The 25,578-nt window shown below is 67.6% G+C and carries 22 protein-coding genes and 1 pseudogene; 16 read left to right on the forward strand and 7 right to left on the reverse strand.

Translation table 11 applies throughout. The annotated features are described in order from the left end of the window. Nucleotides 1–151 precede the first annotated feature (151 nt). Nucleotides 152–1,117, reverse strand: coding sequence for an alpha/beta hydrolase (locus FHR66_RS00005; protein WP_160970398.1), 966 nt, complete (start codon nt 1,115–1,117; stop codon nt 152–154). A 114-nt stretch (nt 1,118–1,231) separates the two neighbouring features. Between FHR66_RS00005 and FHR66_RS00010 the strand changes: the two genes are divergently transcribed. Then, entirely contained in the window at nt 1,232–2,200 is a 969-nt protein-coding gene (locus FHR66_RS00010) for a polysaccharide deacetylase family protein (RefSeq protein WP_160970390.1), read from the forward strand. Between the two features lie 112 nt (nt 2,201–2,312). On the opposite strand, the gene FHR66_RS00015 is transcribed toward FHR66_RS00010, so the two are convergent. Continuing rightward, nucleotides 2,313–2,858 (reverse strand): RNA 2'-phosphotransferase, encoded by a 546-nt coding sequence (locus tag FHR66_RS00015; RefSeq protein ID WP_160970388.1) that lies wholly within the window; start codon nt 2,856–2,858, stop codon nt 2,313–2,315. Nucleotides 2,859–2,999: 141 nt separating this feature from the next. On the opposite strand from FHR66_RS00015, the pseudogene FHR66_RS00020 reads away from it, so the two are divergent. From FHR66_RS00020 to FHR66_RS00040, 5 genes and pseudogenes are all read left to right on the forward strand, one after another. Next, nucleotides 3,000–3,125, forward strand: a pseudogene (locus FHR66_RS00020) (DUF1820 family protein); the annotation flags it as partial. Between the two features lie 167 nt (nt 3,126–3,292). Beyond that, a complete protein-coding gene (locus FHR66_RS00025) occupies nt 3,293–3,496 on the forward strand; it encodes a hypothetical protein (RefSeq protein WP_160970386.1) in 204 nt (67 codons plus the stop codon). Nucleotides 3,497–3,708: 212 nt separating this feature from the next. Further along, nucleotides 3,709–4,344, forward strand: a complete 636-nt coding sequence (locus FHR66_RS00030; protein ID WP_160970384.1) for a DUF2076 family protein — start codon at nt 3,709–3,711, stop codon at nt 4,342–4,344. A gap of 294 nt (nt 4,345–4,638) precedes the next feature. After that, nucleotides 4,639–6,015, forward strand: a complete 1,377-nt coding sequence (yjjJ, locus tag FHR66_RS00035; RefSeq protein ID WP_160970382.1) for a type II toxin-antitoxin system HipA family toxin YjjJ — start codon at nt 4,639–4,641, stop codon at nt 6,013–6,015. A 102-nt stretch (nt 6,016–6,117) separates the two neighbouring features. Next, nucleotides 6,118–6,942 (forward strand): alpha/beta fold hydrolase, encoded by an 825-nt coding sequence (locus FHR66_RS00040; protein WP_160970380.1) that lies wholly within the window; start codon nt 6,118–6,120, stop codon nt 6,940–6,942. 149 nt (nt 6,943–7,091) lie between these two features. On the opposite strand, the gene FHR66_RS00045 is transcribed toward FHR66_RS00040, so the two are convergent. Beyond that, nucleotides 7,092–8,309, reverse strand: coding sequence for a glycoside hydrolase family 30 protein (locus FHR66_RS00045; protein ID WP_202394971.1), 1,218 nt, complete (start codon nt 8,307–8,309; stop codon nt 7,092–7,094). Nucleotides 8,310–8,643: 334 nt separating this feature from the next. Here FHR66_RS00045 and FHR66_RS00050 point away from each other — a divergent pair, with 334 nt between their 5' ends. The 3 genes from FHR66_RS00050 (at nt 8,644) to FHR66_RS00060 (ending at nt 11,710) form a co-directional block, all read left to right on the forward strand. Then, nucleotides 8,644–10,731, forward strand: a complete 2,088-nt coding sequence (locus FHR66_RS00050) for a beta-galactosidase (protein ID WP_160970378.1) — start codon at nt 8,644–8,646, stop codon at nt 10,729–10,731. Nucleotides 10,732–10,924: 193 nt separating this feature from the next. After that, nucleotides 10,925–11,266, forward strand: a complete 342-nt coding sequence (locus tag FHR66_RS00055) for a DUF3817 domain-containing protein (protein ID WP_343160699.1) — start codon at nt 10,925–10,927, stop codon at nt 11,264–11,266. 144 nt (nt 11,267–11,410) lie between these two features. Then, nucleotides 11,411–11,710: a hypothetical protein gene (locus FHR66_RS00060; RefSeq protein ID WP_160970376.1), complete on the forward strand. Its 300-nt coding sequence runs from the start codon at nt 11,411–11,413 to the stop codon at nt 11,708–11,710. 27 nt (nt 11,711–11,737) lie between these two features. On the opposite strand, the gene FHR66_RS00065 is transcribed toward FHR66_RS00060, so the two are convergent. Both FHR66_RS00065 and FHR66_RS00070 read right to left on the reverse strand, forming a co-directional pair. Further along, complete coding sequence (locus tag FHR66_RS00065; RefSeq protein ID WP_160970374.1) at nt 11,738–12,829, reverse strand: DUF1615 domain-containing protein; 1,092 nt, start codon at nt 12,827–12,829, stop codon at nt 11,738–11,740. 82 nt (nt 12,830–12,911) lie between these two features. Then, nucleotides 12,912–13,727 carry an NAD(P)H-dependent oxidoreductase gene (locus FHR66_RS00070; protein WP_160970372.1) on the reverse strand — a complete coding sequence of 272 codons (816 nt, stop codon included), beginning with the start codon at nt 13,725–13,727 and terminating at the stop codon, nt 12,912–12,914. A gap of 83 nt (nt 13,728–13,810) precedes the next feature. On the opposite strand from FHR66_RS00070, the gene FHR66_RS00075 reads away from it, so the two are divergent. Beyond that, nucleotides 13,811–14,704: a LysR family transcriptional regulator gene (locus tag FHR66_RS00075; protein WP_160970370.1), complete on the forward strand. Its 894-nt coding sequence runs from the start codon at nt 13,811–13,813 to the stop codon at nt 14,702–14,704. 21 nt (nt 14,705–14,725) lie between these two features. Here the strand turns inward: FHR66_RS00075 and FHR66_RS00080 are convergent, their stop codons facing one another. Beyond that, nucleotides 14,726–15,562 (reverse strand): SAM-dependent methyltransferase, encoded by an 837-nt coding sequence (locus tag FHR66_RS00080; RefSeq protein WP_160970368.1) that lies wholly within the window; start codon nt 15,560–15,562, stop codon nt 14,726–14,728. 235 nt (nt 15,563–15,797) lie between these two features. On the opposite strand from FHR66_RS00080, the gene FHR66_RS00085 reads away from it, so the two are divergent. From FHR66_RS00085 to FHR66_RS00105, 5 genes are all read left to right on the forward strand, one after another. Beyond that, complete coding sequence (locus tag FHR66_RS00085; RefSeq protein WP_160970366.1) at nt 15,798–19,241, forward strand: DEAD/DEAH box helicase; 3,444 nt, start codon at nt 15,798–15,800, stop codon at nt 19,239–19,241. Nucleotides 19,242–19,408: 167 nt separating this feature from the next. Beyond that, the gene (locus tag FHR66_RS00090) at nt 19,409–20,284 is read left to right on the forward strand and encodes a DMT family transporter (protein WP_160970364.1); all 876 of its coding nucleotides are present in this window, start codon (nt 19,409–19,411) and stop codon (nt 20,282–20,284) included. Nucleotides 20,285–20,467: 183 nt separating this feature from the next. Then, nucleotides 20,468–20,839 (forward strand): hypothetical protein, encoded by a 372-nt coding sequence (locus FHR66_RS00095; RefSeq protein ID WP_160970362.1) that lies wholly within the window; start codon nt 20,468–20,470, stop codon nt 20,837–20,839. A gap of 138 nt (nt 20,840–20,977) precedes the next feature. Further along, a complete protein-coding gene (gene cycA / locus FHR66_RS00100; RefSeq protein WP_160970360.1) occupies nt 20,978–22,348 on the forward strand; it encodes a D-serine/D-alanine/glycine transporter in 1,371 nt (456 codons plus the stop codon). Nucleotides 22,349–22,590: 242 nt separating this feature from the next. Further along, on the forward strand, nt 22,591–23,511 hold the full coding sequence (locus tag FHR66_RS00105) for a CorA family divalent cation transporter (protein WP_160970358.1): 921 nt from the start codon (nt 22,591–22,593) through the stop codon (nt 23,509–23,511). A gap of 13 nt (nt 23,512–23,524) precedes the next feature. On the opposite strand, the gene FHR66_RS00110 is transcribed toward FHR66_RS00105, so the two are convergent. Further along, nucleotides 23,525–24,703 (reverse strand): nucleotidyltransferase domain-containing protein, encoded by a 1,179-nt coding sequence (locus FHR66_RS00110; RefSeq protein WP_160970356.1) that lies wholly within the window; start codon nt 24,701–24,703, stop codon nt 23,525–23,527. A gap of 339 nt (nt 24,704–25,042) precedes the next feature. On the opposite strand from FHR66_RS00110, the gene FHR66_RS00115 reads away from it, so the two are divergent. Beyond that, the gene (locus FHR66_RS00115) at nt 25,043–25,573 is read left to right on the forward strand and encodes a phage tail protein (RefSeq protein WP_160970354.1); all 531 of its coding nucleotides are present in this window, start codon (nt 25,043–25,045) and stop codon (nt 25,571–25,573) included. The last annotated feature ends 5 nt before the right edge of the window (nt 25,574–25,578 follow it).

Raw genomic sequence — 25,578 nt, forward strand, 5'->3', positions numbered from 1 at the left:
CTGGACTTCCCACACCTCCTCCGATGATCAGTCGGAAGACATGACGCCTGTTTAGGGGCGCCAGGTCCAGATACAAGGAGCGGCTTCAGCCGCGAAAAAGCCATCCGTAGAGACGCGGCATCCGCCCGGCCAGCAGCGTGAGTGCCACACCTCACTGCGGTGGCACACCTAGCAGGAACTTCATTCCACGGGTGAGGCCGCGCGGCGCCACGCTCAAGTGATCCTCGTCGGCAAGCACGTCCAGTTGCAGGCGCAGCGACGGATAATGCCGCCCGCGCAAGGTCTGCACCATCTGCTGCGCGTCGGTCACCATGTCGTAGGTCTTGCCGTAGCGGCGCTGTTCGTACTCGCCGACATAGACGTAGACCTTCGCGGGCAGGTCGCGGTGGCTGGAGGCAAAGCGCGCTTCCTCGGTGCGCATGGCATGTTCGCCGAACCAGTACGACGGACTGCCCAGGATGTAGCCGGAGAACAGCTCCGGCGTGCTCAGCAGGATCTGCGTACCGAGCAGCCCGCCGTACGAATGGCCAAGGAACAGGCGTCGCGCTTCGTCGGTGCGATAGCGCTGCGCGACGAACGGCAGTACCTGATCACGCAGATAGGCGATGTAGCTGCTGGCACCCCCATGCGTCGCGCCAGCGGACGCAGCGCCGCCGTCCTCGGTGGTGGGCGTGTAGTCGCGGCGCCGGCTCGGCATCGGCGCGTCGCCGAGCGCATACGACAAGCCCACCAGGATGAAGTCCTCGATGGCCGGCCCTTCGCCGTTCAAGCGTCGCGCGATCTGGCGCGCCACCGGAAACGCATAGTCGGCATCGGTGACGTACAGCACCAGGTAGCGCCGCTCGGGATGGTCGGCATAGCCGGCAGGCAGCGCCACGAACACCTGATAGTTGCGGCCGGACACGGGATCGGGAACATCCCACACCTCCGTCCCGACCAGTTCGTAGGGTGCACCGCTGCCGCGCTGACCGCCGAGCTGCGTCGCCACTGTGCGTGCGGGAGGGGCCGCAGGTTGCGTGGTGGCATCCTTCGTTGCCGTTGCCGCCGCGGGTGCTTGCACCGCGTTCGTGCACCCGGCCAGCAGCAGGGATGTCCAGACCAGCCACAGTGCTTTCATCATTCCGTTGTTTCCAGTTGTTGTGTCGCCGCGTGGTGCGGATCTGGCACATGGTGCCATGTCGGCGGTGGCAACCATCCGGGTAGACTGGCGCTTCCATTCCGGGAGCACCCGATGAAACTGCTTCGCCGCCTGCTGCTGCCGGCCTTGCTGTGCGTCGCCGCACTCGCCCAGGCCCAAGACGACACCCGCCGCATCGCGGTGACCATCGACGACCTGCCGTGGCAGCGCATCGAGCAGACGCCGCCAGCGGAGTTGCCGGCACTGCATGCGCAGTTGATGGCGGCGCTGCGGCAGGCGCAGGTGCCCATCGTCGGCTTCGTCAACGAGGACAAGCTGGAACAGGACGGACAGGTGCAGCCGCAACGCGTGGCGATGTTGCGCGACTGGCTGGATGCCGGCTATGCGCTGGGCAACCACACCTCTGGCCACGTGAATCTGCATCAGGTCGGCGTGCCGGCGTATGAGGACGCGATCGTGCGCGGCGAGCGCACTTTGCGGCCATTGCTCGCGGAACATGGCCAGTCACTGCAGTGGTTCCGTCATCCGTACTTAGCGACCGGCCGCAGCGTCGCCGATCGCGAGGCGGTCAACGCTTTCCTGGCGGCGCATGGCTACCGCATCGCGCCGGTCACCGTGGACAGTGGCGAGTGGGTGTGGGCGTTCGCCTACGCGCATGTATTGGACGAGCCGCCAGGTCCGGCACGCGACGCCCTGCTGTTGCGCCTGCGCAAGGGCTACGTGCCGTACATGCTCAACAAGCTGGATTACTTCGAGCGCGAATCGCAAGCCCTGTTCGGCCGCCGTATCCCGCAGGTCTGGTTGATGCACGCCAATGCGCTCAACGCGGCCGCGTTCCCGGACCTGGTCGCGGCCACGCGCCGCCGCGGCTACAGCTTCATCTCCTTGGACGAGGTGCTGCGGGATCCCGCTTATGAACACGCCGAGGGCTACACCGGCCCCGGCGGGATCAGCTGGCTGCATCGCTGGGCGATGGCCGAGGACAAGCCGAAGGACTTCTATGCCGGCGAACCGGTGGTGCCACGCTGGGTGTTCGCGCTGTCTGGGGTGGATGCGGAGTAGGCAGGGATCGGCTCGCAATGTCTGCCAACCAGAGCAAAGGATTATGAGTCCTTGGGTATTCCTGCCCAGTCTTACGTGCGGTAGGTGCGTGCGAGTGGTGTGGTACTAAGGACTAAATCTTCGAGAAAAAGCTGCTGGGAACTGCTTGCGTGAGCCAAACACCATTGTCCGCCTGAAAGAAAGCGAAGCCCTGCTGGTGCATCCGCAAGGCTTCGACTTTCAAGACAACAGGAGTGCCATGGCGTTTCCCCACCGTGGTCGCGGTCGCGATGTCTTGCGACAGATGCACATGATGTCGTTGGCCCGCGCGCAAGCCCTCGGCCAGGATCGCGTCCAGAAATCGTGTGGCGGTGCCATGGTAGAGGAACTCCGGCGGCACTTTGGCGTCGTACTGGATGGCGACGCTATCGTTCGAATGGCCCTGTACGGCACGAATGCGCCTGCCATCCTCCGAGAGCGCAAAACGTTTTTTGTCGCTGCTGTCCACCACGGCGCGAATGAGGTCTGCGTCGAGCGTCCTGCCGCTTTGGGAAGCACCCGCGATCAACGCATCGACCTCCGCCCAGCCTTCACTGTCGAGGGTAATGCTAGCGGCCTGTGGCTCGTGGCGCAGCACAAAGCTGAGGAACTTGCTGATGTCTGTGTGTTGCTTGCTCATATGAAATTCTGTTTGCTAAACAATTCGATCATCGCTCGGCATTGCCGATGATGACTTCATCGGTCAGTTGACTGGCAATGCTGGAGTTGTGGCAGTGTAGGCCCGAATTGGCGTGATGCAATCGCCAGTGTCTTGGGTGCGGGGATTGCCGAGATCGGCACGCTGGTGTTCGACGTGCACGACGGGCTGGTGATCGATCCCACCGAGGAGCGCCTGCGCGAGGAGTTCGGCGACACCAAAACGCTGCACCTGCCGATGCAGAGCATCAATCAAGCTGGTATCTGGCGAGTTCAATGTAATGACGCAGGAGATACCTCACCTCCGCTGGCAAGATGTTGAACGGCTATGTGTCGGCAAGCCGACCGCTGGCGCCTTCACCTTCCACGCACGTATGCCGCAATCACGATGACGTGTCTCCGCTCGCGCTGACGCCCATGCCCTCGTCCAAGACGCCTCCGTGGAAGAAGCCGAATCCGCGCGGTCAGCGCAGCCAGCCGTTGTCGCCATCGCAGAAGGCGGCCGCGCGGCAGCGCGCCGAGGAGAACGGCCGCCCGTATCCGAACCTGATCGACAACATGTGGGCCGCGCGGCAGCCGCACGCGTCGTCCTCGTCCGTCTCGGACATCGGCGAGGAATGAGCCAGGCGCGTGCGCCTGGATGAGGGCGTGCCTGGCGCGCGTGTCGGAGAAATGTCGAAGTTCGCCATGGCGTTCGCGGGTCTGGCTCGCGGGCCATGCGCGATTGATGAATGCTGCTGCACCGAACAGAGGCCGCACCCTTGGCCTGCGCCGAGCGATGCCCATACCGTGCCGTGCCGGCACTGGGCCGGTCATCGCATCCAGGTACGGGTATGACTCCGCAAGAACAGCAGCTTCTCGAAGACTTCCTGGCGCGCCTGCGCAGCGCCGGCGGGGTGGCCAAAGATCCACAGGCCGACGCGCTGATCCACGCGCGGCTGGCCGATCAACCCGATGCCGTGTATCTGCTGGTGCAGCGCACCTTGCTGCTGGAGCACGCGCTGGAGGCCGCCAAGGCGCAGATCGCGCAGTTGCAGCAGGCAGCGCCACCGCCGCCGCCTGCCAGCTTCCTAGGCCAGGGTTTCAACGCGGCGCCGCCGCCGTTGCCGCCGGCGCCCGCTACCGCAGGCGTCGCGGGCGCTGGCGCACCCGGTTGGCGCGAGCGCTGGTTCGGTGGCGGTGCCGCGGCTGCCGAGCCGACGCCCCCTCCGGCCGCGGCGCGCGGACCGAGCTTCCTCAGCACCGCGGCCACCACGGCGGCCGGCGTGGCCGGCGGCATGTTCCTGTTCGAAGGCGTGGAAAGCCTGCTGGGCGGCCACCACGGTGGCGGCCTGTTCGGCGGCGGCGCGCCGCAGGAGACGGTGGTGGAGAACATCACCAACAACAACTACTACGACGACACGCCGCAGCAGAACATGGGCCAGGACTTCCAGGACGACGGCGACTTCGGCAACGACAACTGGGTCTAACACGCAGCCAGCCTGCAGGGCGCGTCGTCATCTGGCTGCACACGAACATCTGGCTGACAGACACTTTTACTTTTTGTTTCAGAGAGTTGACAGCACCGGCAGCTGGCGCCAGACTGCGATCTGCGAAGCAGATCGCAGTCTGGCGCCAGCTGCCGGTAGCGTGAAAATCAATTCTTTATCTATTCAAGAATCGCGCTTTCATTCAAGCCTGCAAGGCTAGTTTCGCCGGAAAAGCAGCGGCCTTCAGTAGTTTGCCGGCTTGACTATTTATTCTATAATCTATTCAATGCCGGTATGAATGATGACCGGCTACGCGATCTTATCGCCCTTTTGCGCAGCGAAAAGGCCGTGACGGCGGCCCGCATCGGCGAGGTGCTGGAGATCAGTCAACCGACGGTATCGCGCCTGTTGGCCAGCGCTGGCGAGCAGGTGCTACGGATCGGCAAAGCCCGAGCGACACGCTATGCGCTCACCCGATCACTTGGCCGTGCAGGCCATCGCTGGCCATTGTTCCGCATCGATCCGCGCGGTCGTGCAGAAACGCTCGGCCACCTGCATGCCATGCAGGGCGAAGGCTACCTGTTCGTTCCGCAGGTTACGTGCCCCGCCATGCTCCATGGCGACTTTGCCACTGGACTGTTTCCAGGGCTTCCTTGGTTTCTGGACGATCAGCGTCCGCAGGGCTTCCTTGGCCGGGCTTTCGCGAGGCGTGTGGCCGAGGATATTGGTGCACCGCAGGATTTGCAGCGTTGGCAGCCTGACGATGTAGTGGTGGCTCTGTTGCGGCATGGCGACGATCAACCCGGCGACCTGGTGCTGGGCGAATTCGCATTGCAGCGCGCACAGCAGACGGCGCTGCAGCCGGTTGATGTGATACCGCATGCGGAGCGGCGCCGTCTGTACCCGCAGCATGCCGAGCAGGCTTTGCTGGGCGAGGCGGTGGGCTCGTCGGCCGGTGGCGAGCAACCCAAGTTCACTGCAACGCTGCAAACGGAAGGCGGCTACACGCCGGCCATCGTCAAGTTCAGCGAGCGTGCCGGCACGCCGGCCGCGCAGCGTTGGAGCGAGCTGTTGCGTTGTGAGCACTTGGCCAGCGACATCCTGCGTGCGCATGGCATCGCCGCCGCAGAGAGCGAACTGCTTGAGAGCGATGGTCGTGTGTTCCTGCAGTCGACGCGGTTCGACCGCACGCCTGTGCTGGGACGGCGTGGCTTCGTCTCGCTGGCCGCGGTGGACGCGGCCTACTTCGGCCATGGGCGTATCGACTGGTGGCTGTTTGCCCCCCAACTGGAACGCGAGGGCTGGCTGAGCCACGCGGATGCGCAGCGCCTGCGCGTGTGTGGTTGGTTCGGTGCATTGATCGGCAACAACGACATGCATCTGGGCAACGCTGGCCTGATCCTGGGCGATGCCTTGCCGCTGGCCTTAGCGCCCATCTATGACATGCTACCGATGGCGTTTCGTCCCGCGGCCAGCGGCGAGGTGGTGGAGCGCGCCTACATGTTGCCGTTGCCGACGCCGGATCAGCGCGAGGATTGGCGGGTGGCGGCCGGGATGGCGGTGCAGTTCTGGGAGCGTGTCATCGAGGACGCGCACATGTCAGCACCATTCCACAGCATTGCGCGCGATGCACTGGCGCAGTTGACGCGCGCCTTGCCGCGGATCTGTTGAGCAGCCTCCTGTCGCGTTAAATCGCCCGACACACGCCCCTCACGCGGGCCGGACATGCCGCAGAGGAAGCTGCCGCGATTCCCCACCACCGAGGTCTTGCCCATGGCTGCAACCAACGCGCGTGTCCGTCTGCATGTAGAAGATACCGGCGGTGCCGGCCGTCCGGTGATCCTGATCCACGGCTGGCCGCTGTCGGCAGAGGCATGGAAGGACCAGGTCGGGCCGCTGCAGCAGGCCGGCTACCGGGTCATTGCCTACGATCGCCGCGGCTTCGGCCGTTCCGAGAAGCCAGCCGATGGCTACGACTACGACACCCTGGCCGACGACCTGGCTGGCATCATCGAGGACAAGCAGTTGCGCGAGGCGGTGCTGGTCGGGTTCTCGATGGGCGGTGGCGAGGTGGCGCGCTATGTGGCGCGGCATGGCACCGCACAGCTGGCCGGGGTGGTGTTCGCCTCCGCGGTGCCGCCGTACATGCTCAAGACCGACGACAACCCGGAAGGGCCGTTGAGCAAGGAGCAGGCGCAGGAGATGGAGCAGGGGCTGAAGGCCTCGCGCGAGACGTTCTTCGACGACTTCACCCGCGGTTTCTTCAGCGCCCACGGCACGTTGAAGGTCAGCGAGGCGCAGCGCCAGGAGGCGATCGCGCTGTGCCTGCAGAGCGACCAGACCGCGGCGCTGGGCTGCATGCAGGCGTTCGGCACCACCGATTTCCGCGAGGATCTCAAGAAGGTCGACGTGCCGACCCTGGTGCTGCATGGCGATGCCGACGCCACGGTGCCGTACGAGGGCTCCGGCCAGCGCACCCACCGCGCCATCGCCGGCAGCGACGTGGTGTTGCTGAAGGATGCACCGCATGGCTGCAACACCAGCCACGCCGAGGAGTTCAATCAGGCCTTGCTGACGTTCCTGGCCAAGCTGGGCTGAGCGCGAGCCCCCGCCTCGGCGGCGTGTCGCGGTGCCACCGCGCTAGGCGTGGCACCGTGTCGATGCAAGAAGCGAGAACGTAGAAAACCGACCCGCGGCAGCACTCGGCTGCCGCGGGTCGATCTGACTGGCTCACGCCATCGCGCAGTTCACTCGCCGACCAGCGTGGCCACGCTCTGCGGGTCGACATAGACCACGGTCTGGCCCGATGCCACGCTGTACTTCCCACCGTAGCCGACGTTGAGGCTGGACGAGGTGCTGTACTTGCTGAACGCGGTGACGCTGCCGGCGGGAACGCGCACGGTGATCTGCCGATGCTGGGTGCCGGTATTGACCACGACCAGGGCCAGCTTGCCGTTCGGCGTCTTGTAGGCGCTGACTGCGACATCGCTATACGGCGCGGCGGTGGCGCCGATGCGCACCGAGCCCGGGCGCACGAAGCGCGCGAACTGCGACATCACGTAACCGCGCTTGCTCACCGTGCCGTTCTCGGCGATCAGCCCGTAGCTGCGGCGGATATACCACCAGATGTAGCCGCTGTAGTTGGCGAGCATGCTGTTGTGCAGCTCGCTGGCCACGCCGAGTGCCGAGGGCCAGGCGTTGCCGTCGGTGTTGTCGGTGTAGTGCTCGGTCATCCACAGCTGCTTGCCTTTGCTGCGCGCCAGCGGGTAGTCCTTGGGCTGCACGCCATACAGGTGCCCGCCGATGATCGACAGGTATTGCGCGGCGCTGCTGTTGAGCACCGGGTCGGTCAGTGCGGTGTTGAAGCCCAGCGACTCGGCGGCGAGCAGCTTGAACTTGCCGAACTTCGCGCCCTGGGCGCTGATGAAGTTGAGGAAGTCGGTGCCGTTCCAGTCGCCCGACTCGTAGTCCGGATGCCAGTCCGGCTCGTTCTGCAGCGACAGGGCGTAGATCGGCGCGCCCTTGCTGTCCATGTAGGCGGTGAAGTCCAGCAGATGCTTGGCATAGGCGTCGTAGTACTGCGGCAGCAGCTTGCCGCCATTGTTGAGGCTGTTGTTCGACTTCATGTAGGCCGGCGCCGACCACGGCGTGGCCAGCAGCACCGCGCCGTGCGCGCGTGCCCGCACCGCCGACGGCACCTGCTGGCTCCAGCCGGAACTGGACGGATCGATGCGCATGCGCATGATCGACAGGCCGATCTGCCCCGTCTCGCTGCCGAACGCCAGATCGACCTGGGCCGGGGTGAGGTCGGCGACCCAGCCGGCGCCGTTCATGCCGCCGAAGCCTTGGATGGTCTGGTGGACTTCGGACGGATTGACGGTGACGGTCTGGGCCAGGGCGGCGCCGGCCGAGAACAGCGTGGCGGCCGCAGCGAGCAAGGTGCCGAGCAGGCGAGGGGTCTTCATGGTGCTTCCAGGGGTTGGGGGAGGCGTGACGCTAGCCAGCACAGATGACCATTTCAATGTCGCCATCGTCCAAACCTGGCAAGTGAGACCGACGGCGCAAGGCGAGCGCAACCCTGTCCTCAGTCCGCACCGCGCGCAGGCCACGTGGGATGACGCGATGCAGCGTGGGTGCTTGCGCCGCTACGCAGTGAGGAGCCACCTGTGGATTGTGCGCAGTTGCGCGCGCAAACGCCGCAAGATGCACAAGTGCACATACGGCAAAGCTGCGCACAATGCAGGTGCCGGCAGGACGAAGGGGGCGTGCCGGCGTTTCCTCTTGCGAAGGGTGTTGCGCATGCCACTGTTCCGTATTCCGCAACGCTGCGGCGTTGCGCTGTTCGCCGCGATGCTGCTGATCGCGCTCTGCCTGCCGCCGTCGGCGCAGGCGCAGGCCACCCGCTATCGCGATGCTGCGCCGCTGTTGCTGGGCGTGGCCTGGTATCCGGAGCAATGGCCGGAAGCGCAGTGGGAGCACGATCTGGCGCTGATGCAGGCGGCGCACGTGCGCGTGGTGCGCATCGGCGAGTTCGCCTGGAGCCGGATGGAGCCGCGCGAGGGGCAGTACGACTTCGCCTGGATGGACCGCGCCATCGCCGCCGCCGCGCGCCATGGCATGGTGGTGGTGCTGGGCACGCCGACCGCCGCACCGCCGGCGTGGCTGACCCAGGCCTATCCGGATACCTTGCGGGTCAGCCAGGACGGCGTGCGCGACGAGCACGGCAACCGCCAGCAGTTCTCCTTCGCCAGCACCCGCTACCGCCGCTTCGCGCATGCCATCGCCGAGCAGATGGCGCAGCGCTACGGGCACAACCCGCACGTGGTCGGCTGGCAACTGGACAACGAGTACGCGCAGTCCTCGTTCGACCCCGAGGCCAAGGCGCAGTTCCATGCCTGGCTGCAGCGCAAGTACGGCAGCATCGAGGCGCTCAACCAGCGCTGGGCCACGGCGTACTGGAGCCAGACGTATAACGATTTCGCGCAGATCCCGGTGCGCGAGGACGAAGAGAACCCGGCGTTGCTGCTGGAGTGGAAACGCTTCGTCAGTGACACCTGGACCGACTACTCGCGCAACCAGATCGATGCGATCCGCCCGCATGCCGATCCGCGTCAGTTCATCACCACCAACACCATGGGCTGGTTCGCCGGCTTCGACGCCTACACGGTGCACGGCGTGCTCGACATCGCCGCCTGGGACGACTACGTTGCCGGCGAGCGCTACGACTGGGTGGACAACGCCGCACGCCACGATCTCACCCGCGGCTACAAGCAGCGCAACTACTGGGTGATGGAGACCCAGCCCGGCTTCGTCAACTGGCGCGCGACCAACGTGGCGTTGCGCAAGGGCCAGGTGCGGGCGATGGCGTGGCAGGCGGTGGCGCATGGCGCCGATGCGGTGTCGTACTGGCAGTGGCGGGCCGCGCCCAACGGGCAGGAGGAATACCACGGCACCCTGGTCGGCGCCGATGGCGCGCCGGTGCCGGTGTATGCGGAGATCCAGCAGGTCGGCGCCGAGTTCGCCAAGGCCGGGCCGGCGCTGGCCGGCACCACGCCGCAGGCACAGGTGGCGCTGATCAATGACTTCGACAGCCGCTGGGCGATCGGCTTCCAGAAGCACGCGGCCGACTTCGATCCGGTCGTGCAGATGAAGAGCTTCTACCGTCCGCTGCGGCAGCAGGCGCAGGTGGTGGACGTGGTCTCGGCGATGGCGCCGCTGGAGCGCTACAAGCTGGTGGTGGCGCCGGCGCTGAACGTGCTGACCGAGGCGCAGGCGCAGCGGCTGAAGGCCTATGTCGAGCACGGCGGGCATCTGGTGCTGGGGCCGCGCAGCGGCATGAAGAACATCGACAACGGCCTGCATCCGCAGCGCCAGCCTGGCCCGCTGGCGGCCTTGCTTGGCGGTCGCGTGGAACAGTTCTATGCGCTGGACAAGCCGATCCCGCTGGTCGGTGCGGGCACCGATGGCAGCGCCAAAATCTGGGCCGAACAGTTGCAGGCCACCGCCGCCGATACCACCGCGCCACTGCAGTACGGCGCGGCCAATGGTTGGCTGGACGGTGCGCCGGCGCTACTGACCCGGCGCGTCGGCAAGGGCCGCATCAGCTACGTCGGTGGCTGGTTCGACGATGCCACCCTCGACCGCCTCACCGGCGCCTGGCTGCGCGATGCCGATGTGCACGCGCCGTTGGCCGACGTGCCGGACGACGTGGAAGTGGGCGTGCGCAGCGACGGCGCGCGCCGCATCGTGGTGCTGATAAACCACGGCACCGTCGCGCACGAAGTACGGCTGCCGGCAGCGATGCGCTCACTGCTGGGGCCGGCGCCGAGCAGCGACACGGTGCGGCTGGCGCCCGACGACGTGGCGGTGCTGGAACAGCGCCGCTGAGCGCAGTCGCAGTGCGCTGCGGCGCACTGCGGCCAGGAACGAAGGAGCAGTACGGCCGGCGCGGCTGGTCCGCGCCTGCCGTGGCCGCGTCTCGCCTGTGCGCCATGCGCGACGGCACGCTCTACAATGCCACTGCCAGCGGGCGTCGCCGCCGCCATCGCGTCGCGGCCTTGTTCCCTCACTGGAGTCGCGCGTGTCCTTGTCTTCTTCTCCGTTGTCGCCGGTGGGCCGGCTGTTCGCCGTTGCCGCCGTGTTCGAAGGCCTGACCTGGGCCGGCCTGTTGCTCGGCATGCTGCTCAAGTACGGCACCCAGACCACCGAACTGGGCGTATGGCTGTTCGGCCGCCTGCATGGCGTGGCGTTCCTGCTGTACGTGGCCGCCAGCCTGATCGCGGCGCTGCGCCTGCGGTGGCCCTGGTGGGCGTGGGCGTTGAGCCTGCTGGCGGCGCTGCCGCCGTTGGTCACGGTGCCGCTGGAACTGTGGTTCCGCCGGATCGGCCTGCTCGGCGCGCCACGCGAGCGCGCAGTGGGGTAGTGCACGCGCCGCGGCGCAGGCGGGGCGCGTCGGGGCCTGCGATGCGGAGCGTTGTGCCAGCGTTCTCCGGCATCGCCCTAGAATGCATCGCCTAGCGCAGGCGAGGACACCATGGGCAAACGCCAACGACGACCGCCCCCGCCAATGCCCGCACCCACGCGCCTGCAACGGCTGGTCGCGCGTGTGCAACGGCCGGTATTGGTGCTGGTGGCCATGGCCATCGGCGCGAGTGCCATGTTGAAGCTGTACCTGCTGGCGAAAGCGCTGCAGAGCGGCGTGTACATCGGCGTATCGAGAGTCGGTCCGACACGGATCTATCCGCTGCAGACCGACCCAGGCCACTATTGGTTCTCGATCGCGTGGGACAGCGTGCTCAGCCTGGTGTTGTTGGCGCTTGCCGTTGCCCTTGGCTGGTCGGTGATGGCGCTGCGCAAGCCGAAGTAGTGCGCGTCGGCCGGAGCGTCGCGGTCGTCACTTGTCCAGGCAGCGCTGCCAACGCTCGGCCACGCGCTGCGCGAACCAGGCGGTCGTCAGCTTGCGGGTGATCTTCGGACTTTCCAGGGCGATGCCAGGCAGCACCGCGCGTGGCAGCGGCTTGCCGGCATCGCGGTCGGCCAGCGCGAACACCTGCCGATACAGCGCGCTGTCGCCGAAATCCGCATCGCTGCCGCGCTGCAGTTCGCGGCGGATCCTGCGCGCGTCCATGCCCAACTGCGTGCCCAGGCTGCGCGCGGCGCGCTCGGTGGCGCCGGGAGCGTCGAGATCGGCACCCGGCGTCAGCAGGTCGCCGTCCAGCGCCAGGGCGATACCGCTGGCCCGCGCCAATGCGGCCTGGAATGCGGCATTGCGGCTGGCGTACCAACCGGCGTTGAAGTCGGCGAAGCGGTACAGCATCGCCGCCGCGTTCGGGTAGCCGAGCAGGTGACGGGTGCCGAACCAGATGCCGCCGCGGCGGCTGAATACCGCGTGGCGCACGCCGTCGGTCAGCGGGTATGGGTAGCCGTCGGTATGCGCTTCGGCAAAGGCGATGCTCACCTGCATCGGCCCGGCGGTGTGCACCGGGTTGAGATCGCCGAACAGGCGCTCGCCCAGCGGCACGCTGCCGGCGATGTCCTCGAAGAGCGCACTGAGGTCCTGCTCGGTGCGCGCGGCGGCGAGGCGCTCGGCATAGCTGCGTCCATCGGGTCCGCGCAGCTGCAGCGCCGCATCCAGCGCGAACGCCGGCACATGCAGCGTGGCCGCGCGCCGCTGCAGTTCCGCCCGCGCGATCTTGCCCAGTCCCGGCACCGGCGGGTTGGTCTGGTAGGTCGATTCCTGCTCGATCACCGCCAGCACGGCGCAGATGGTGTCGGCGCTGGTCGGCAGGTTCTGCGAGGACAGCGCCACGTAGACGTCGTCGGCCCAGCCGCGGCGATCGGGCACCGTCGCCGGGATGCGCCGGGCGATGTCCGCCTTGACCTCGCTGGGCGTGCGCTCGGGCACGCGCGGCGCCTGCGTGGCGCAGGCGCCGAGCAGGGCGAGAGTGCACACGGCGAGCAGGCGGGCGAAGACGGCGGCGGGCATCGGCGAGGCGGTTCCTGCGAGATGGCGATCGTCCGCATCCTACAGGCGAGGTGTTGGCGCCGCGCGACGTCGCCGGTGACCACTAGGTGTGATCGGAGGTCGCTGCCGCCTGTGCGTCCGCCTCGGCCACGTGGATGCCGAAGCCGCTACGGCCGGGGGCAAGATCCTCCCGCAGCGTCAGTGCGGGGATCGCGTAGTCGCCCGCATTCTGCTTGCGGAAGGCGATCGGCGCGGCACTGAACAACGTGTCCAGGCGCTCGCCCAGCGCGGCGCTGGTCTGCGCGAAACGTGCCGCGTCCATGCGTCCGCTGCGGTAGACCACGAACGGCGGCAGTACGTCGAAGCCCGGGTAGTGCAGGATGCCGTGCTGGATCGGGAACAGCAGATCGTCGATGGGGCCATTGATGCCGCGCGGCGCGTAGTGCGAATCCCAGCCGCCAGCGGTGACGATCAGCATCGCGCGCTTGCCGGCCAGCGTGCCTTCGCCGTAGCGATCGCCCCAATGCGTGTCGGAGTGTTCGCCGACGCCGTAGGCGAAGCCGCAGGCATAGACTCGATCCACCCAGCCCTTGAGAATGGCCGGCATCGAGAACCACCACAGCGGGAATTGCAGCAGCACCGCATCGGCCCAGCGCAGCTTGTCCTGCTCGGCGGCGATGTCCGCGCGCTGGCGGCCGCTGGCGAAGGCGCGCTGCGAGTCGCGCGAGGGATCGAAGCGCGCGTCCGCCGCGCCGTCCAGGCTGTCCTGTGCGTCGACCGTGCACTTCCAGTCCATCGCATACAGGTCCGACACCTGCACGCGATGGCCCGCCTCCTGCAGGCGCTGCACCGCCACCTGCCTGAGGGCGCCATTGAGCGAGGTGGATTCGGGGTGGGCGTAGACCAGCAACACGTTCATTCGGCTTCTCCACGAGGAATGCCGCCACGCTAGGCCGCCATTGGTTATAGTGGAAATGAATTGCCTTAATGGCCGCTATTGTCATGGTTGATTTGCGCCGGCTGGATCTCAATCTGCTGCTGACCCTGGACACGTTGCTCGATACGCACAACGTGACCCGCGCGGCGGCGCGCCTGCATCTGTCGCAGCCATCGGTCAGCGTGCATCTGGCCAAGCTGCGCGAGGCACTGGGCGATCCGCTGCTGCTGCCGGGGCCGCGCGGCATGCGTCCCACTGCCCGCGCCGAAGGGCTGCGCGCGCCCTTGCGCGAGGCCTTGCAGGCACTGCAGCAGGCGGTGGCGCCGGAAGCGCCGTTCGATCCGGCGCGGGCGCAGACGCTGTGGCGGGTAGCGGCCAGCGACTACGGCGCCTCGACCGTGCTGTCGCCGGCGATCGCCGCCTTGCGCCGGGTGGCGCCGGGGACCCAATTGGCGGTGTTGCCGTTGGCGCCGTCGTCGATCGCGCAACAGGTCGAACAGGGCCAGATCGATCTTGCCCTGCACACCGTCGCCGATGCGCCGCCCGGCCTGCGCCGTCGCACGCTGTTCGCCGAGCGCTATGTGCTGGTCGGCCGCGCCGGCCACCCGCGATTGCGTCGACGGCCGAGCCTGGCGCAGTTCTGCACGCTCGAACACGTCATCGTCTCGCCCGATGGCGGCGGTTTCAGCGGCGTCACCGATGCGGCATTGCGCGCGCACGGCCTGCAGCGCCGCGTGGTGCTGTCGGTGCCGAACTTCCTGTTCGTCGTCACCGCGCTGCAGCGCAGCGACCTTGTCGCGATGCTGCCTGAGCGCTTGGTGCGCAACCAATCCGGCTTGCAGGCGTGCGCGCCGCCCCTCGAACTGCCCGGCTACGAAATGGCCATGCTCTGGCACGAGCGCGTGCATCGCGATCCGGCGCATCGCTGGTTGCGCGAGCACCTCCTCGCGTCGATCTGACACGGTGGACGCGCTGCCGCCTCAGCGGCGCGTGGCCAGTACCCCGTCCAGCGCCAGTTGCGTGGCGAAGCCGGCCTTCTCCAGGCGCTTGGCGACTTCGCGCGGCACATCGCGGCCGCTGGTGAGTTTGTTCGGCGTGCCGGTGTAGTGGAACAGCCGGCCGCCGCGGCGCAGCACCCGCGCGAACTGGTCGTAAAAGGTTTGCGCGTAGAGTTCGCCGGCGATGCCGAAGCGCGGCGGGTCGTGCAGGATCGCGTCCATCGACGCGTCGGCGATGCCGCCGATGGCGGCGCCGACATCGCCATGGGTCAGCTGCAGGCGGCCCTCGCTGGCGGCCGGATCTGGCGACCATGGATTGAGCGTGCGCAGCCACAGCACATCGGCGTTCTTCTCGAACGACTGCAGCCACGCCACCCCGGCCTCCAGCGCGCAGGCGGCGAAATAGCCGAGACCGCCGCAGGTGTCGAGCACCTGCTTGCCGCGCGGTTCCACCAGCGCCACCTTGCGCCGCGCGTCCTCGAACGGCGACAGCTGCGCGCTGGGCAACATCTTGATGCCGTCGATCTCGAAGGTCGGCGCGCCCCACTCGGTCGGCACCAGCTTGATCAGCGCGCCGCCGAAGCGCGAGACCGCTGCGAACTCGTCGCCGTCCCAGTAGTAGAGGGTGCGATCCTTGAGCTTGCCCGGATAGGGATAGTCGCGTTCCTGCCACTGCCAGCGTTCGGCGCCAAGCAGTGCTTGACCCTGGCTGCGCTCCAGGTCGAGCGAGCCGGACCAGGTGGCGGCGCCGGCATCGCGCGCGGCGAGCAGCGCGGCGGCGAGCGGACGGGTGAGCAGGGGGCCGGAGTAGCGGGTCACGGAATCACAGGTTCGCCACCGACGCGAGGAGCGGCGCGGGCGGCACAGACGGAAGGGCTGCATCGTACCCGACGCGCGCTCAAGAAGGGATGCGCCCGTTCACCGTGCCCAGTCGCGGGGGGCGCTCTGCGGCTGTTCGCGCGGCATGCCGATGTAGACATCCGCGAGCGGAGCCGTGTGCGCCGATGCGGCGTCGCTAGAATTCGACCTGCACCGGTATGGAAGGAGCAGGGCGTTGAATCAGGAAGAACAGCGACGGATTCTCCAGGTGTTGCAGCATTGGCACACCCTCGAGTTCTTCATCCCGTTTGCGTTGGACCAGCGGCTGAGCGACCTCGAGGACTGGCAATGGCGCTACCTGAGGCGCGATGGCCTGGCGGCCGCGAACGGACCGGACTGGCTGCACATCGATCCGCCGGCGGACAAGGAGGTGCGGGGGTTCGACCTCTATCTGGGCGTGTTCGATGCGTCCGCGATCCTGGACATGATGCGCGACTGCCTGCCGCCGGCAGCCGGCGATGGCATGACCGACGAGGAAGAGCAGCAGCGCGCGCAACTGGAAGGCGCCACCTGTTTTGCCAAGCTGAGGTTGTCGCCGCAAGGCGAGTTGCAACTGGATCGGATCTCGATCTCCACCGTGCCATGGGCGATCGGCCAGGTCCGCGCGGGCGGTCTGGGATCACTCGGCCACGCGGCGTTCGAGGCAGCCAAGCAACGCTTGCTCGGTCTGTTCGGCGACTTCATGGCGCATCGCGGCGATCGTGCGGGAGCGCCGCTCGGTGTCGAGGATGTGCTGCGCCTGCACCGCATGCTGTGTGAGTGGGCCGGGTTCACGCCGGATCCAGAGGCGCCGATGGCGGTGCTGGAAGCCCGGGTGCGCGACAGGGCACCGGCATCGGAGGCGGCGGCCGAGGCGGCCGCCGCGGCGACGACGCCAGGCGCCACCGTGCCTGCGACCGCGACCGCGACCGAGGCGGCCACCGGCGAGACGGATTCGGAGGCCGATGCCGACGATGCGGACGACGACCCGAGTGCGGAGATCGAGGTCGACATCCTCAACAGTTTCTTTCTCGTCGACCTCGAACGTGCGATCGCCTCGGTTCAGGCCGGGACGATTCCCGAACCACTGCGGCGCTACCTCATTGCGTTGCCGAAACAAGACCAGACCGATCTGTATACCGAGGCCGGTCGCGAGGAGCTGCTGCGGGCGCTGCATCCGCGACATCTCAATGCGGGCCACTGGCTGTCCGATCCCGCGCACGCGATGAGCCTGATGCAGCAGTTCGCCATCAACACCGCACTATTGGAGCTGGAGACTGGCGGCCTGTTCTCGGTCAATGGACCGCCTGGTACCGGCAAGACGACGCTGCTGCGCGACTTGTTCGCCGAGATTCTGGTGCGTCGCGCGCGCGTGCTGGCGGGGCTGCCTGGCGCCGGGGCTGCCTTCGCCAGTACCAAGCGCAAGGTGACATTCGATGGCGACGCAAAGCCCAGCTACTTGCAGGAGTTGATCGAACCACTTCTTGGGCACGAGATGGTCGTGGCGTCCTACAACAACGCCGCCATCGAGAACATTTCCGTCGCCTTGCCCAAGCGCGACGAGGTGGCGTCACCGTGGCGCGGTAGCGTCCGTTATCTGCAACCGGTCGCGCACAATCTGGCGATCAAGGCCGGCAAGGGCAAGCGCGGCAATGTTTCCCCGGAAGGCGACGAGATGCCTTGGGGGCTCATCAGTTGCGCGCTGGGCAACTCGCGCAACCGCAAGGCGTTCTGCGAGCGCTTCGCCTTCGCGTCGCTGAAGACCTCGAGCGAAGAAACGCCCATGACGTTCTGGGAGTGGCGCAAACAGGCACCCGCGTTGAGCTTCTCGGAGGCGGCCGCGCGTTTCCGGGAAGCCGACCAGGCGGTTGGGCATGCGCTGTCGTCGCGCAGCGCTTACGCCGATTGCCAGGCACGCGTGCAGCAATGGAGGCTGCAACTGGCGTCTCTGCACCACGCCAGCGAACAGGCACGCCTGGATGGCGAGCAAGCCGAACGGGTGCATGCGCAGGCACAGGCCGAGCTGGCCCGCCTGGAACTGGAGTCGGTGCATCTGCGGGAACGAGAGCAACTGATCCGCAAGACCCGGCCCTCCTGGTCGCAATGGCTGTTCGAGTTCCACACCGCGCTTCGACGCTGGCGCGCGACCGACGCGGAACGCAGGGCCAATGCCGATCTGCAGCTGCAGCACTTTGAGGCCTGCGCAGCGCAGCGCCTTCAGGTGGCCGGCGCGCTGCAGGCGATGACGTCTGCACGCGCGCACTGGGAGGCGTGCCGTGCGGCAGAAGCCGAGGCGCAGCATGCGCAGGAGGCCGATCTGCAGCACCTGCGCGAACTGGCGCAGGCCGTGCCGCCGCCGTCGCTGCCGGAAACCCCGCAGCAGCTCGAAACCGATCGCTTCCAGATCGATGGCGTCTGGCACGACCCGGAACTGGCGCAGTTGCGTTCGCAGGTGTTCGCCGCCGCGATGGCGCTGCACGAAGCGTGGCTGCACGAGGCCACACAGCACCATGGATTCGGCAGTAACGTCGTCGCGGTGACCAAGTGGTTGAACAACAAGCGGCCGCAGTGCGCGGACGACTATCTGCCGATCATGCGCAGCCTGTTCATGATCGTTCCGATCGTGTCCACCACCTTCGCGTCGTTCGCCAGCCAGTTCCGCGGCCTGGGTCCGGATGCGATCGGCTGGCTGTTCATCGACGAAGCCGGGCAGGCGGTGCCGCAGGCGGCGGTGGGGGCACTGTGGCGCGCGCGCCGTGCCGTCGTGGTCGGCGACCCGTTGCAGATCGAACCTGTATTCACCTTGCCGGTCCGCTTGATCGCCGCGCTCGGCGCGCGCTCCGATGCGACCCGCGACGGGACCTATGCACCGCACCTCACGTCCGCGCAGCGCCTCGCCGATCAGGCCAATCGATACGGAACCCTGACGACGACAGGCGATGAGCGGCTGTGGATCGGCAGCCCGTTGCGGGTGCACCGGCGCTGCATCGAACCGATGTTCGGTATCGCCAATCGCATCGCCTACGGCGGCAAGATGGTCTATGGCATGTGCGAACGACATGCGCCGGATGCGCCGCCGTTGCCGGTCGCCAGTTGCTGGTTGGATATCCCAGGCGGCACAGCGCGCAAGCAGGTGGTGCCCGAACAGATCGCGTTCGTGGCCGAGTTGATCGTCTGGCTGTATCGGCGCGACGGAACCCTGCCGCGGCTGTACGTGATCTCGCCGTTCAAGGCGATCCGGCAGGCCTTGCACGACGCGCTGAGCGGTGATGCCTGGGAGGACATGGGCGCTGGGCACGCGCCGCCGTCGCCACGTGCGCTGCGCGACTGGTTGCGCGGCAGCGTGGGAACCGTGCATACCTTCCAGGGCAAGGAGCAGGATACGGTCTTGATGGTACTGGGCGCCGACCGTCAGCATCCGGGCTCGGCCCTGTGGGCCTCGTCCAAGCCCAACTTGCTCAATGTCGCGCTGACCCGGGCCAAGCGCCGCTGCTATCTGATCGGCGATTTCGAGTTGTGGAGCCCGCTGCAGCATTTCGATGCGACCGTGTCGGGCGAGTTCCCCCTACTGCGCCGGTCGCCTTCGGAGTTCCTGAAGGAGCTCGGCCTGCCGGATGTGTCCCCCACCGCTTCGGGCTAGCGGCGGCCACGGCGACCGGCGGCATGGTCCGAAGGTGACGCGGTGAGCGTCAGGGTGCGGATGCGCCACGCCGGCGCAAGCCGCGGCGGCATCCCCGCGGCAAAAGAGGGATACTGGCCGTCCCCCCCATGTACGCCGTCGCGGTGCCGCGCCGGCCAGGATCGCCGATGCTCAAGGGTGTGCTGCTCGGTTTCGCCTGTTATGCCGCCTATTCGATCAGCGATGCCTTCGTGAAGGGGTTGGAGGGCTCGCTGCCGGCCTACGAGGTGGTGTTCTTCGGTGCGCTGCTGATGCTGTCCGCGCTGCCGTTCCTGAAGAAGCCGGGCGATCGCTGGCGCGAGGTGGTGGTGGCGCAGCGGCCCAGCATCTGGCTGCTGCGCGCGTTCACCGGCGCGGCCGGCAATCTGTCCGCGGTCACCGCCTTCACCCTGCTGCCGATGGCCGAGGCCTTCGCGCTGATCTTCCTGATGCCGATCTTCGTCACCGTGCTGTCGGTGCTGCTGCTCAAGGAGGAGGTGCGCTGGCGGCGCTGGCTGGCGGTGATCGTCGGCTTCATCGGCGTGTTGGTGGTGCTGCGGCCGGGGTTCCGGCACCTGGGGCAGGGCCATGTCGCCGCGATCATTTGCGGCCTGGTGGGGGCGGTGTCGGTGATCAGCCTGCGCATGGCCGGGCCCGGCGAGAAGCGCCTGACCCTGTACGGCGCCGGCGTGCTCGGCCCGCTGCTGATGGGCGGGCTGCTGATGTTGCCGACTTTCGTCTGGCCGACCTGGCAGCAGTGGATCCTGCTGGCCGGCTACGGCCTGCTCGCGGGGCTGGCCGCGATCTTCATGATGTACGCCTCGCGCGCGGCACCGATCAGCGCGGTGGCGCCGACCCAGTACAGCCAGATGCTGTGGGCCATCGGCTTCGGCTACTGGCTGTTCCACGACCACCTGGACTGGCCGATGGCGGTGGGTATCGCGCTGATCCTGGGCGCCGGCCTGTTCACCCTGGTGCGCGAGGAAAAGGTCACGCAGTGGTGGCGGCGCACCAAGTTGGTGTGAGCGTCGCCACCTGAGCCGATCTCGGTCGCCGCCCCGGCGCCGATCAGGAAATCGCCGATACGGCCGCGCGCGCAGCGCGGCGATCCTGCCCGTTCACGGACGAGGCAATGCAGGCACGCGGCCGCGAGGGACCGCTGCGGTCGCCGCGCCATCGGACTTTCCTTATCAAGATCGGAGAACGGCATGACGAACAATGCGATGGGGCAGTTGCTCGACGCCGCGGCCCATGCGGGTGCGGCGAGTGCGGGCGCGACGGGCGTGCGGGTGGTGGCGGGCGTGGTCGGCGCGGATGGCGGGGTCCGCAACGGCGCGGGGTACACGGTGGCGCATGTCAGCACCGGGCATTACCTGGTGAGCTTCCAGCCGCCGTTCCAGGCGCTGGACGGGGTCTCCGTCACCCAGATCTACCCGGGCGACGGCAACACCTGCGACAACGCGGTGATCATCCGCCTGGACGCGGGCCAGGTGCTGCTGAAGACCGGCGACGGCGGCGGCAACCAGTCCGACCGCGATTTCAGCTTCGTCGCGATCGGGCAGGGCGGCGCGCTGGCCTGAGTCCGGCGGCGTTCGGCGTCCCGGCGGCATGCGGCGTGGTCCGCGCCGCCGCGGGCGCCATCCGGCGCACGCGCGGCTGGCGCGCGCTGCCGCCATCTTCTATGTTTGCAGGCTAATCCCTCGCGATGGCCTGCGCCCATGACCGATCCGTCCGCCCAGCCCGACCACCTGCAGCGCAGCCTCTCCAACCGCCACCTGCAGCTGATCGCGATCGGCGGGGCGATCGGCACCGGCCTGTTCATGGGCTCGGGCAAGACCATCAGCCTGGCCGGGCCGTCGATCCTGTTCGTGTACCTGATCATCGGCGTGATGCTGTTCTTCGTGATGCGCGCGATGGGCGAGCTGCTGCTGTCGAACCTGGAGTACAAGTCGTTCATCGACTTCTCCACTGACCTGCTGGGGCCGTGGGCCGGCTTCTTCTGCGGCTGGACCTACTGGTTCTGCTGGATCATCACCGCCATCGCCGACGTGATCGCGATCGCTGCCTACGCGCAATTCTGGTTCCCGACGCTGGCGCCATGGATCCCGGCGATGCTGTGCGTGCTGTTGCTGCTGGGGCTGAACCTGGTGACGGTGAAGCTGTTCGGCGAAATGGAGTTCTGGTTCGCGCTGATCAAGATCGTGGCGATCTGCGCGCTGATCCTTACCGGCGCCGGGCTGGTCGCCTGGGGCTTCCAATCGCCGTCCGGGCATGTGGCCTCGCTGGCCAACCTGTGGAACGACGGCGGCATGTTCCCGATGGGGCTGGGCGGCTTCTTCGCCGGCTTCCAGATCGCGGTGTTCGCCTTCGTCGGCATCGAGCTGGTCGGCACCACCGCCGCCGAGACCGCCGACCCGCGCCGCAACCTGCCCAAGGCGATCAACTCGATCCCGGTGCGCATCCTGGTGTTCTACGTGCTGGCGCTGGTGGCGATCATGGCGGTGACGCCGTGGCGCGAGGTGGTGCCGGGCAAGAGCCCGTTCGTGGAGCTGTTCGTGCTGGCCGGCGTGCCGGCCGCGGCCAGCCTGATCAACTTCGTGGTGCTGACCTCGGCGACCTCCTCGGCCAACAGCGGCATCTTCTCCACCAGCCGCATGCTCTACGGCCTGGCCGAGGAGCGCCACGCGCCGCGCGGCTTCGCCCGGCTCTCGCGCGCGGCGGTGCCGGCGCGCGGGCTGCTGTTCTCCTGCGCCTGCCTGCTCGGCGGCACCGTGCTGATGTACCTGATCCCGAACCTGGTCACCGCCTTCACCCTGGTCACCACGCTGGCCGCGGTGCTGTTCATGTTCGTCTGGTCGCTGATCCTGTGCGCCTACATCGCCTACCGGCGCAAGCGCCCGCAGCTGCACGCGGCCTCGGCGTTCAAGATGCCCGGCGGCGTGCTCATGTGCTACGTGTGCCTGGCGTTCTTCGCCTTCGTGCTGGTGCTGCTGACCCTGCAGGCCGATACCCGCCAGGCGCTGTTCGCCAGCCCGGTGTGGTTCCTGCTGCTGGGCGTGGGCTACGCGTTGAAGCGCCGCAGCGCCTAGGGCGTGTCACCCATTCCCGAGTATGCCGCGCCGCGGCTGCGCGTGCCCGTGGCCGCGTCATCGCTCGGGCGTGGACGCACGTCCACTTCCTCGCTCTTCCTTGCCACAGGCGCGCGCAATCGCGGCGCGGCATGCTCGGGGATTGATGACACGCCCTAGCCTGAACCGGTGCGCGTGGCGGGCGTTGACGCTCCGCGCGCGCTGACGGATGCTCGCGGCCTTTCCTGCGCGAGCCCATCCCGATGATCACCATCCATCGCCTCGGCGGCACCTCGGACACGCCGGTATGCTGGGTGGACCTGTGCCGGCCGAGCGAGGCGGACCTGGCCGAGGTCGACCAGAAGGTGGGCTTCGCCGTGCCGACGCGTGCGGCCATCGGCGAGATCGAGTTCAGCAGCCGGGTGCGGGTGGAGGGCGAGGTGCTGTTCCTCAACGTGCCGCGCTTCCAGGACGACGATGGCCCGACCGCGCCGCTGGGCTTTGCGGTGTCGCCGCGGGTGCTGGTGACCCAACGCGAGCAGCCGATGGCCTCGCTGGATGCGGTGGCCGCGCAGTTGCAGCACAACCCCTGCCGCAGCAGCGACGACCTGCTGCTGCGCCTGCTCGACGAACTGGTCGGGCGCCTGGCCGACCGCCTGGAAGCGTTGGAAGCGCAGATCACCGAGACCACGCGCGCAGCGTTCGCCAAGCCGCACGCGCGGCACAAGTCGCGGCATCTGGAGCGGATGCTGCACGACGTCGGCGACATGGGCCGGCGCCTGGGCGGCATGCACAACGCCGGTCACGGCCTGCTGCGCCTGGCCACCTACCTGGACGACGCCGCGCCGGACTGGTTCGGCGAGGACGCGGCCAAGCGCATCGGCCTGTTGCACAAGGATCTGGCCACCCTCATCGAATTCGAGCAGCACCTGGACGACCGCATCGAGTTCCTGCTCGACAGCGTGCTGGGCATGATCAACGTCGACCAGAACAACGTGATGAAGGTGATGGCGGTGGCCTCGGTGGTGGGCATCCCGCCGACGGTGCTGGTCGGCATCTGGGGCATGAATTTCGCGCACATGCCCGAGCTGAAATGGCACGACGCCTACTACTGGGCGCTGGGCGTGATCGCGCTGAGCATGCTGGTGCCGCTGGCGTGGTTCCGCCGGCGCGGCTGGGTCTGAGCGGCAGCGGCGGTCAGTCCGGGCTGCGCCGGATGCCACGGCGTTTGCGCAGGTGCTGCCTGGCCAGGCGGAGCGCGCGCAGCCCCGGATAGGCCCATTGCAGCGGCCGCGGCAGGCGCGTGGCCGCGCGGTCGTCCTCGGTGGGCGCCAGCAGGAACGGGATCAGCTGCAGGCGGCCGCGCCAGTTCGATTGCAGCGAGAGCAGGCGCAGGGTATAGCGCGCCATGCCGAGTCGGGCTGCCAAGTCGGCGCCGCGATCGGAGCCGAGCGCATCCAGGTGCGGCAGCAGCGTGTCGGCGGCGAAGCGCGCGCTGCGCAGCAACGACGTCTGTTCGCGCAAGACCGCAGGCACGCTGACGCCGAGCGTGGCCTCGGCCAACAAGACGCCCAGGGCCAGTTGCCGTTCCATGCCGAGGCTGCGTGCCAATGCCAGCGTGGCATGCCAGTCCAGCGCCGGGCTGCGTAGCGCCTGCGCGAGATCCACCAGCCAGAACGCGCGGTGCCAGTTGTGCTTGCTGCCGTGGAAGGCGGCATAGACCACCGCCAGCGGCGGTGCCAGTGTGGTCACCTGCATCCCGGCCACGCGGACGAGGGTGGTGTGGTGGTCCCACAGCGCTGCGGGTTGCAGCGGAAACTCGCGGGCCTGGTTGGCCAGACGCAGATGCAATTCCAGCACGAGTCCGCTGCCGGCATGCCGCAACGATAAGGCGTGATTGTCGCGCACGTAGCGGTCCAGCGCGCGCGCCGCATCGGCGTCCAGCACATAGCCCAGGCGCTGCAACAGCGGCAGCGCGCGATCGCGGTCGGCGGCATCGATCAACAGGTCGATGTCGCAGGCTTCGCGATGCTGTGGCATGCCGAACAGGGCGGCATAGCCCTGTCCCTTGAGCAGGCAGTGACGCAGGCCGGCGTCGTCCAGGCAACGGACGATCTGCTGCAGCGCCGCCGTCTGTCGCAATGTGTGCACGAGCATGCGGCGTTGCCGTTGGCGCAGCGCATCGCACAGCGGTGCCGGCATGGTTGCCGCCAGCGTGTCGGCAGGCGGTAGTGCCAACGCCAGACGATGTTGCGCGAGCACGCGCGCGAAGGCATGCGGATCGACGTCGCCTGCAAGCGATGGATCGGCTCGCGCCCGCCACAGTCCCAGCGCATAGGCGAAGGCGGGCGACCATCCGGGTGTTGTCGCTATCAAGGATGGAACCCGGATTCATTGCGCGCTTCAGTGGCAGGTGTCTCCCAAACTGAGGCCGATTTTGTCGATTCGGATGACTTGTATTCGAGTGTAGACAAAATTTCTTGACCAGCGCGCACTGCATTCCCTCGAAAAAGTGCTAAGTGATTCAGTGCGCACATGATTCTTGTCCGTCTCTGTCATTCCCGTGCGATGCGGATCGGCATCGGACTGATGTATCGCCCACTCGTACGCTGTGTAGCATAGCCCTCGACGCATGACGCGGCGCCCAGGGCGGTGCAATTTCGTGCGCGATCGCAGCCATGGCCTCTCGCTGATCCGCTCTCAAGGAGACGACGTATGACCGATGCGTTCATAGGCGAAATTCGCCTGTTTACGATGGACTGGGTTCCCAGGGGATGGCTGCCATGCGATGGGCGCTCGCTGCCTATTCAAGGCAATCAGGCACTCGCGGCGCTGCTCGGCAATCAGTTCGGCGGCGACGGCAAGACCACGTTCAATCTGCCCGATCTGCGCGGTCGGGTGCCGGTGGGGCAGGGCGCCAACCCCCTCACCTCGCCGCCAGTGATGTACTCCGTGGGCAACTATGGCGGTCTCGAAGGCGTGGCGCTCTCCGCCGCGCAGATTCCGCCACATATTCATACCGTCAATGCGGTTGCCGCGGTGGGAACGACTGCAGGGGCAAGTAACGCCTATATCGCCGAACCCGCCGATCCGCAGTACCTGTATGCGCCAACGGGGACGCTGGTCGCGTTGGCTCCCGATGCGGTCAGCGAGGAGGGCGCGGGCGCTGCGCACAACAACGTGCAACCGTCGCTGGTACTGAACTTCTGCATCTGCACGGTCGGTCTGTTTCCGTCCCGCCCCTGACGCCC

The sequence above is a fragment of the Xanthomonas sp. F4 genome (assembly GCF_011761895.1).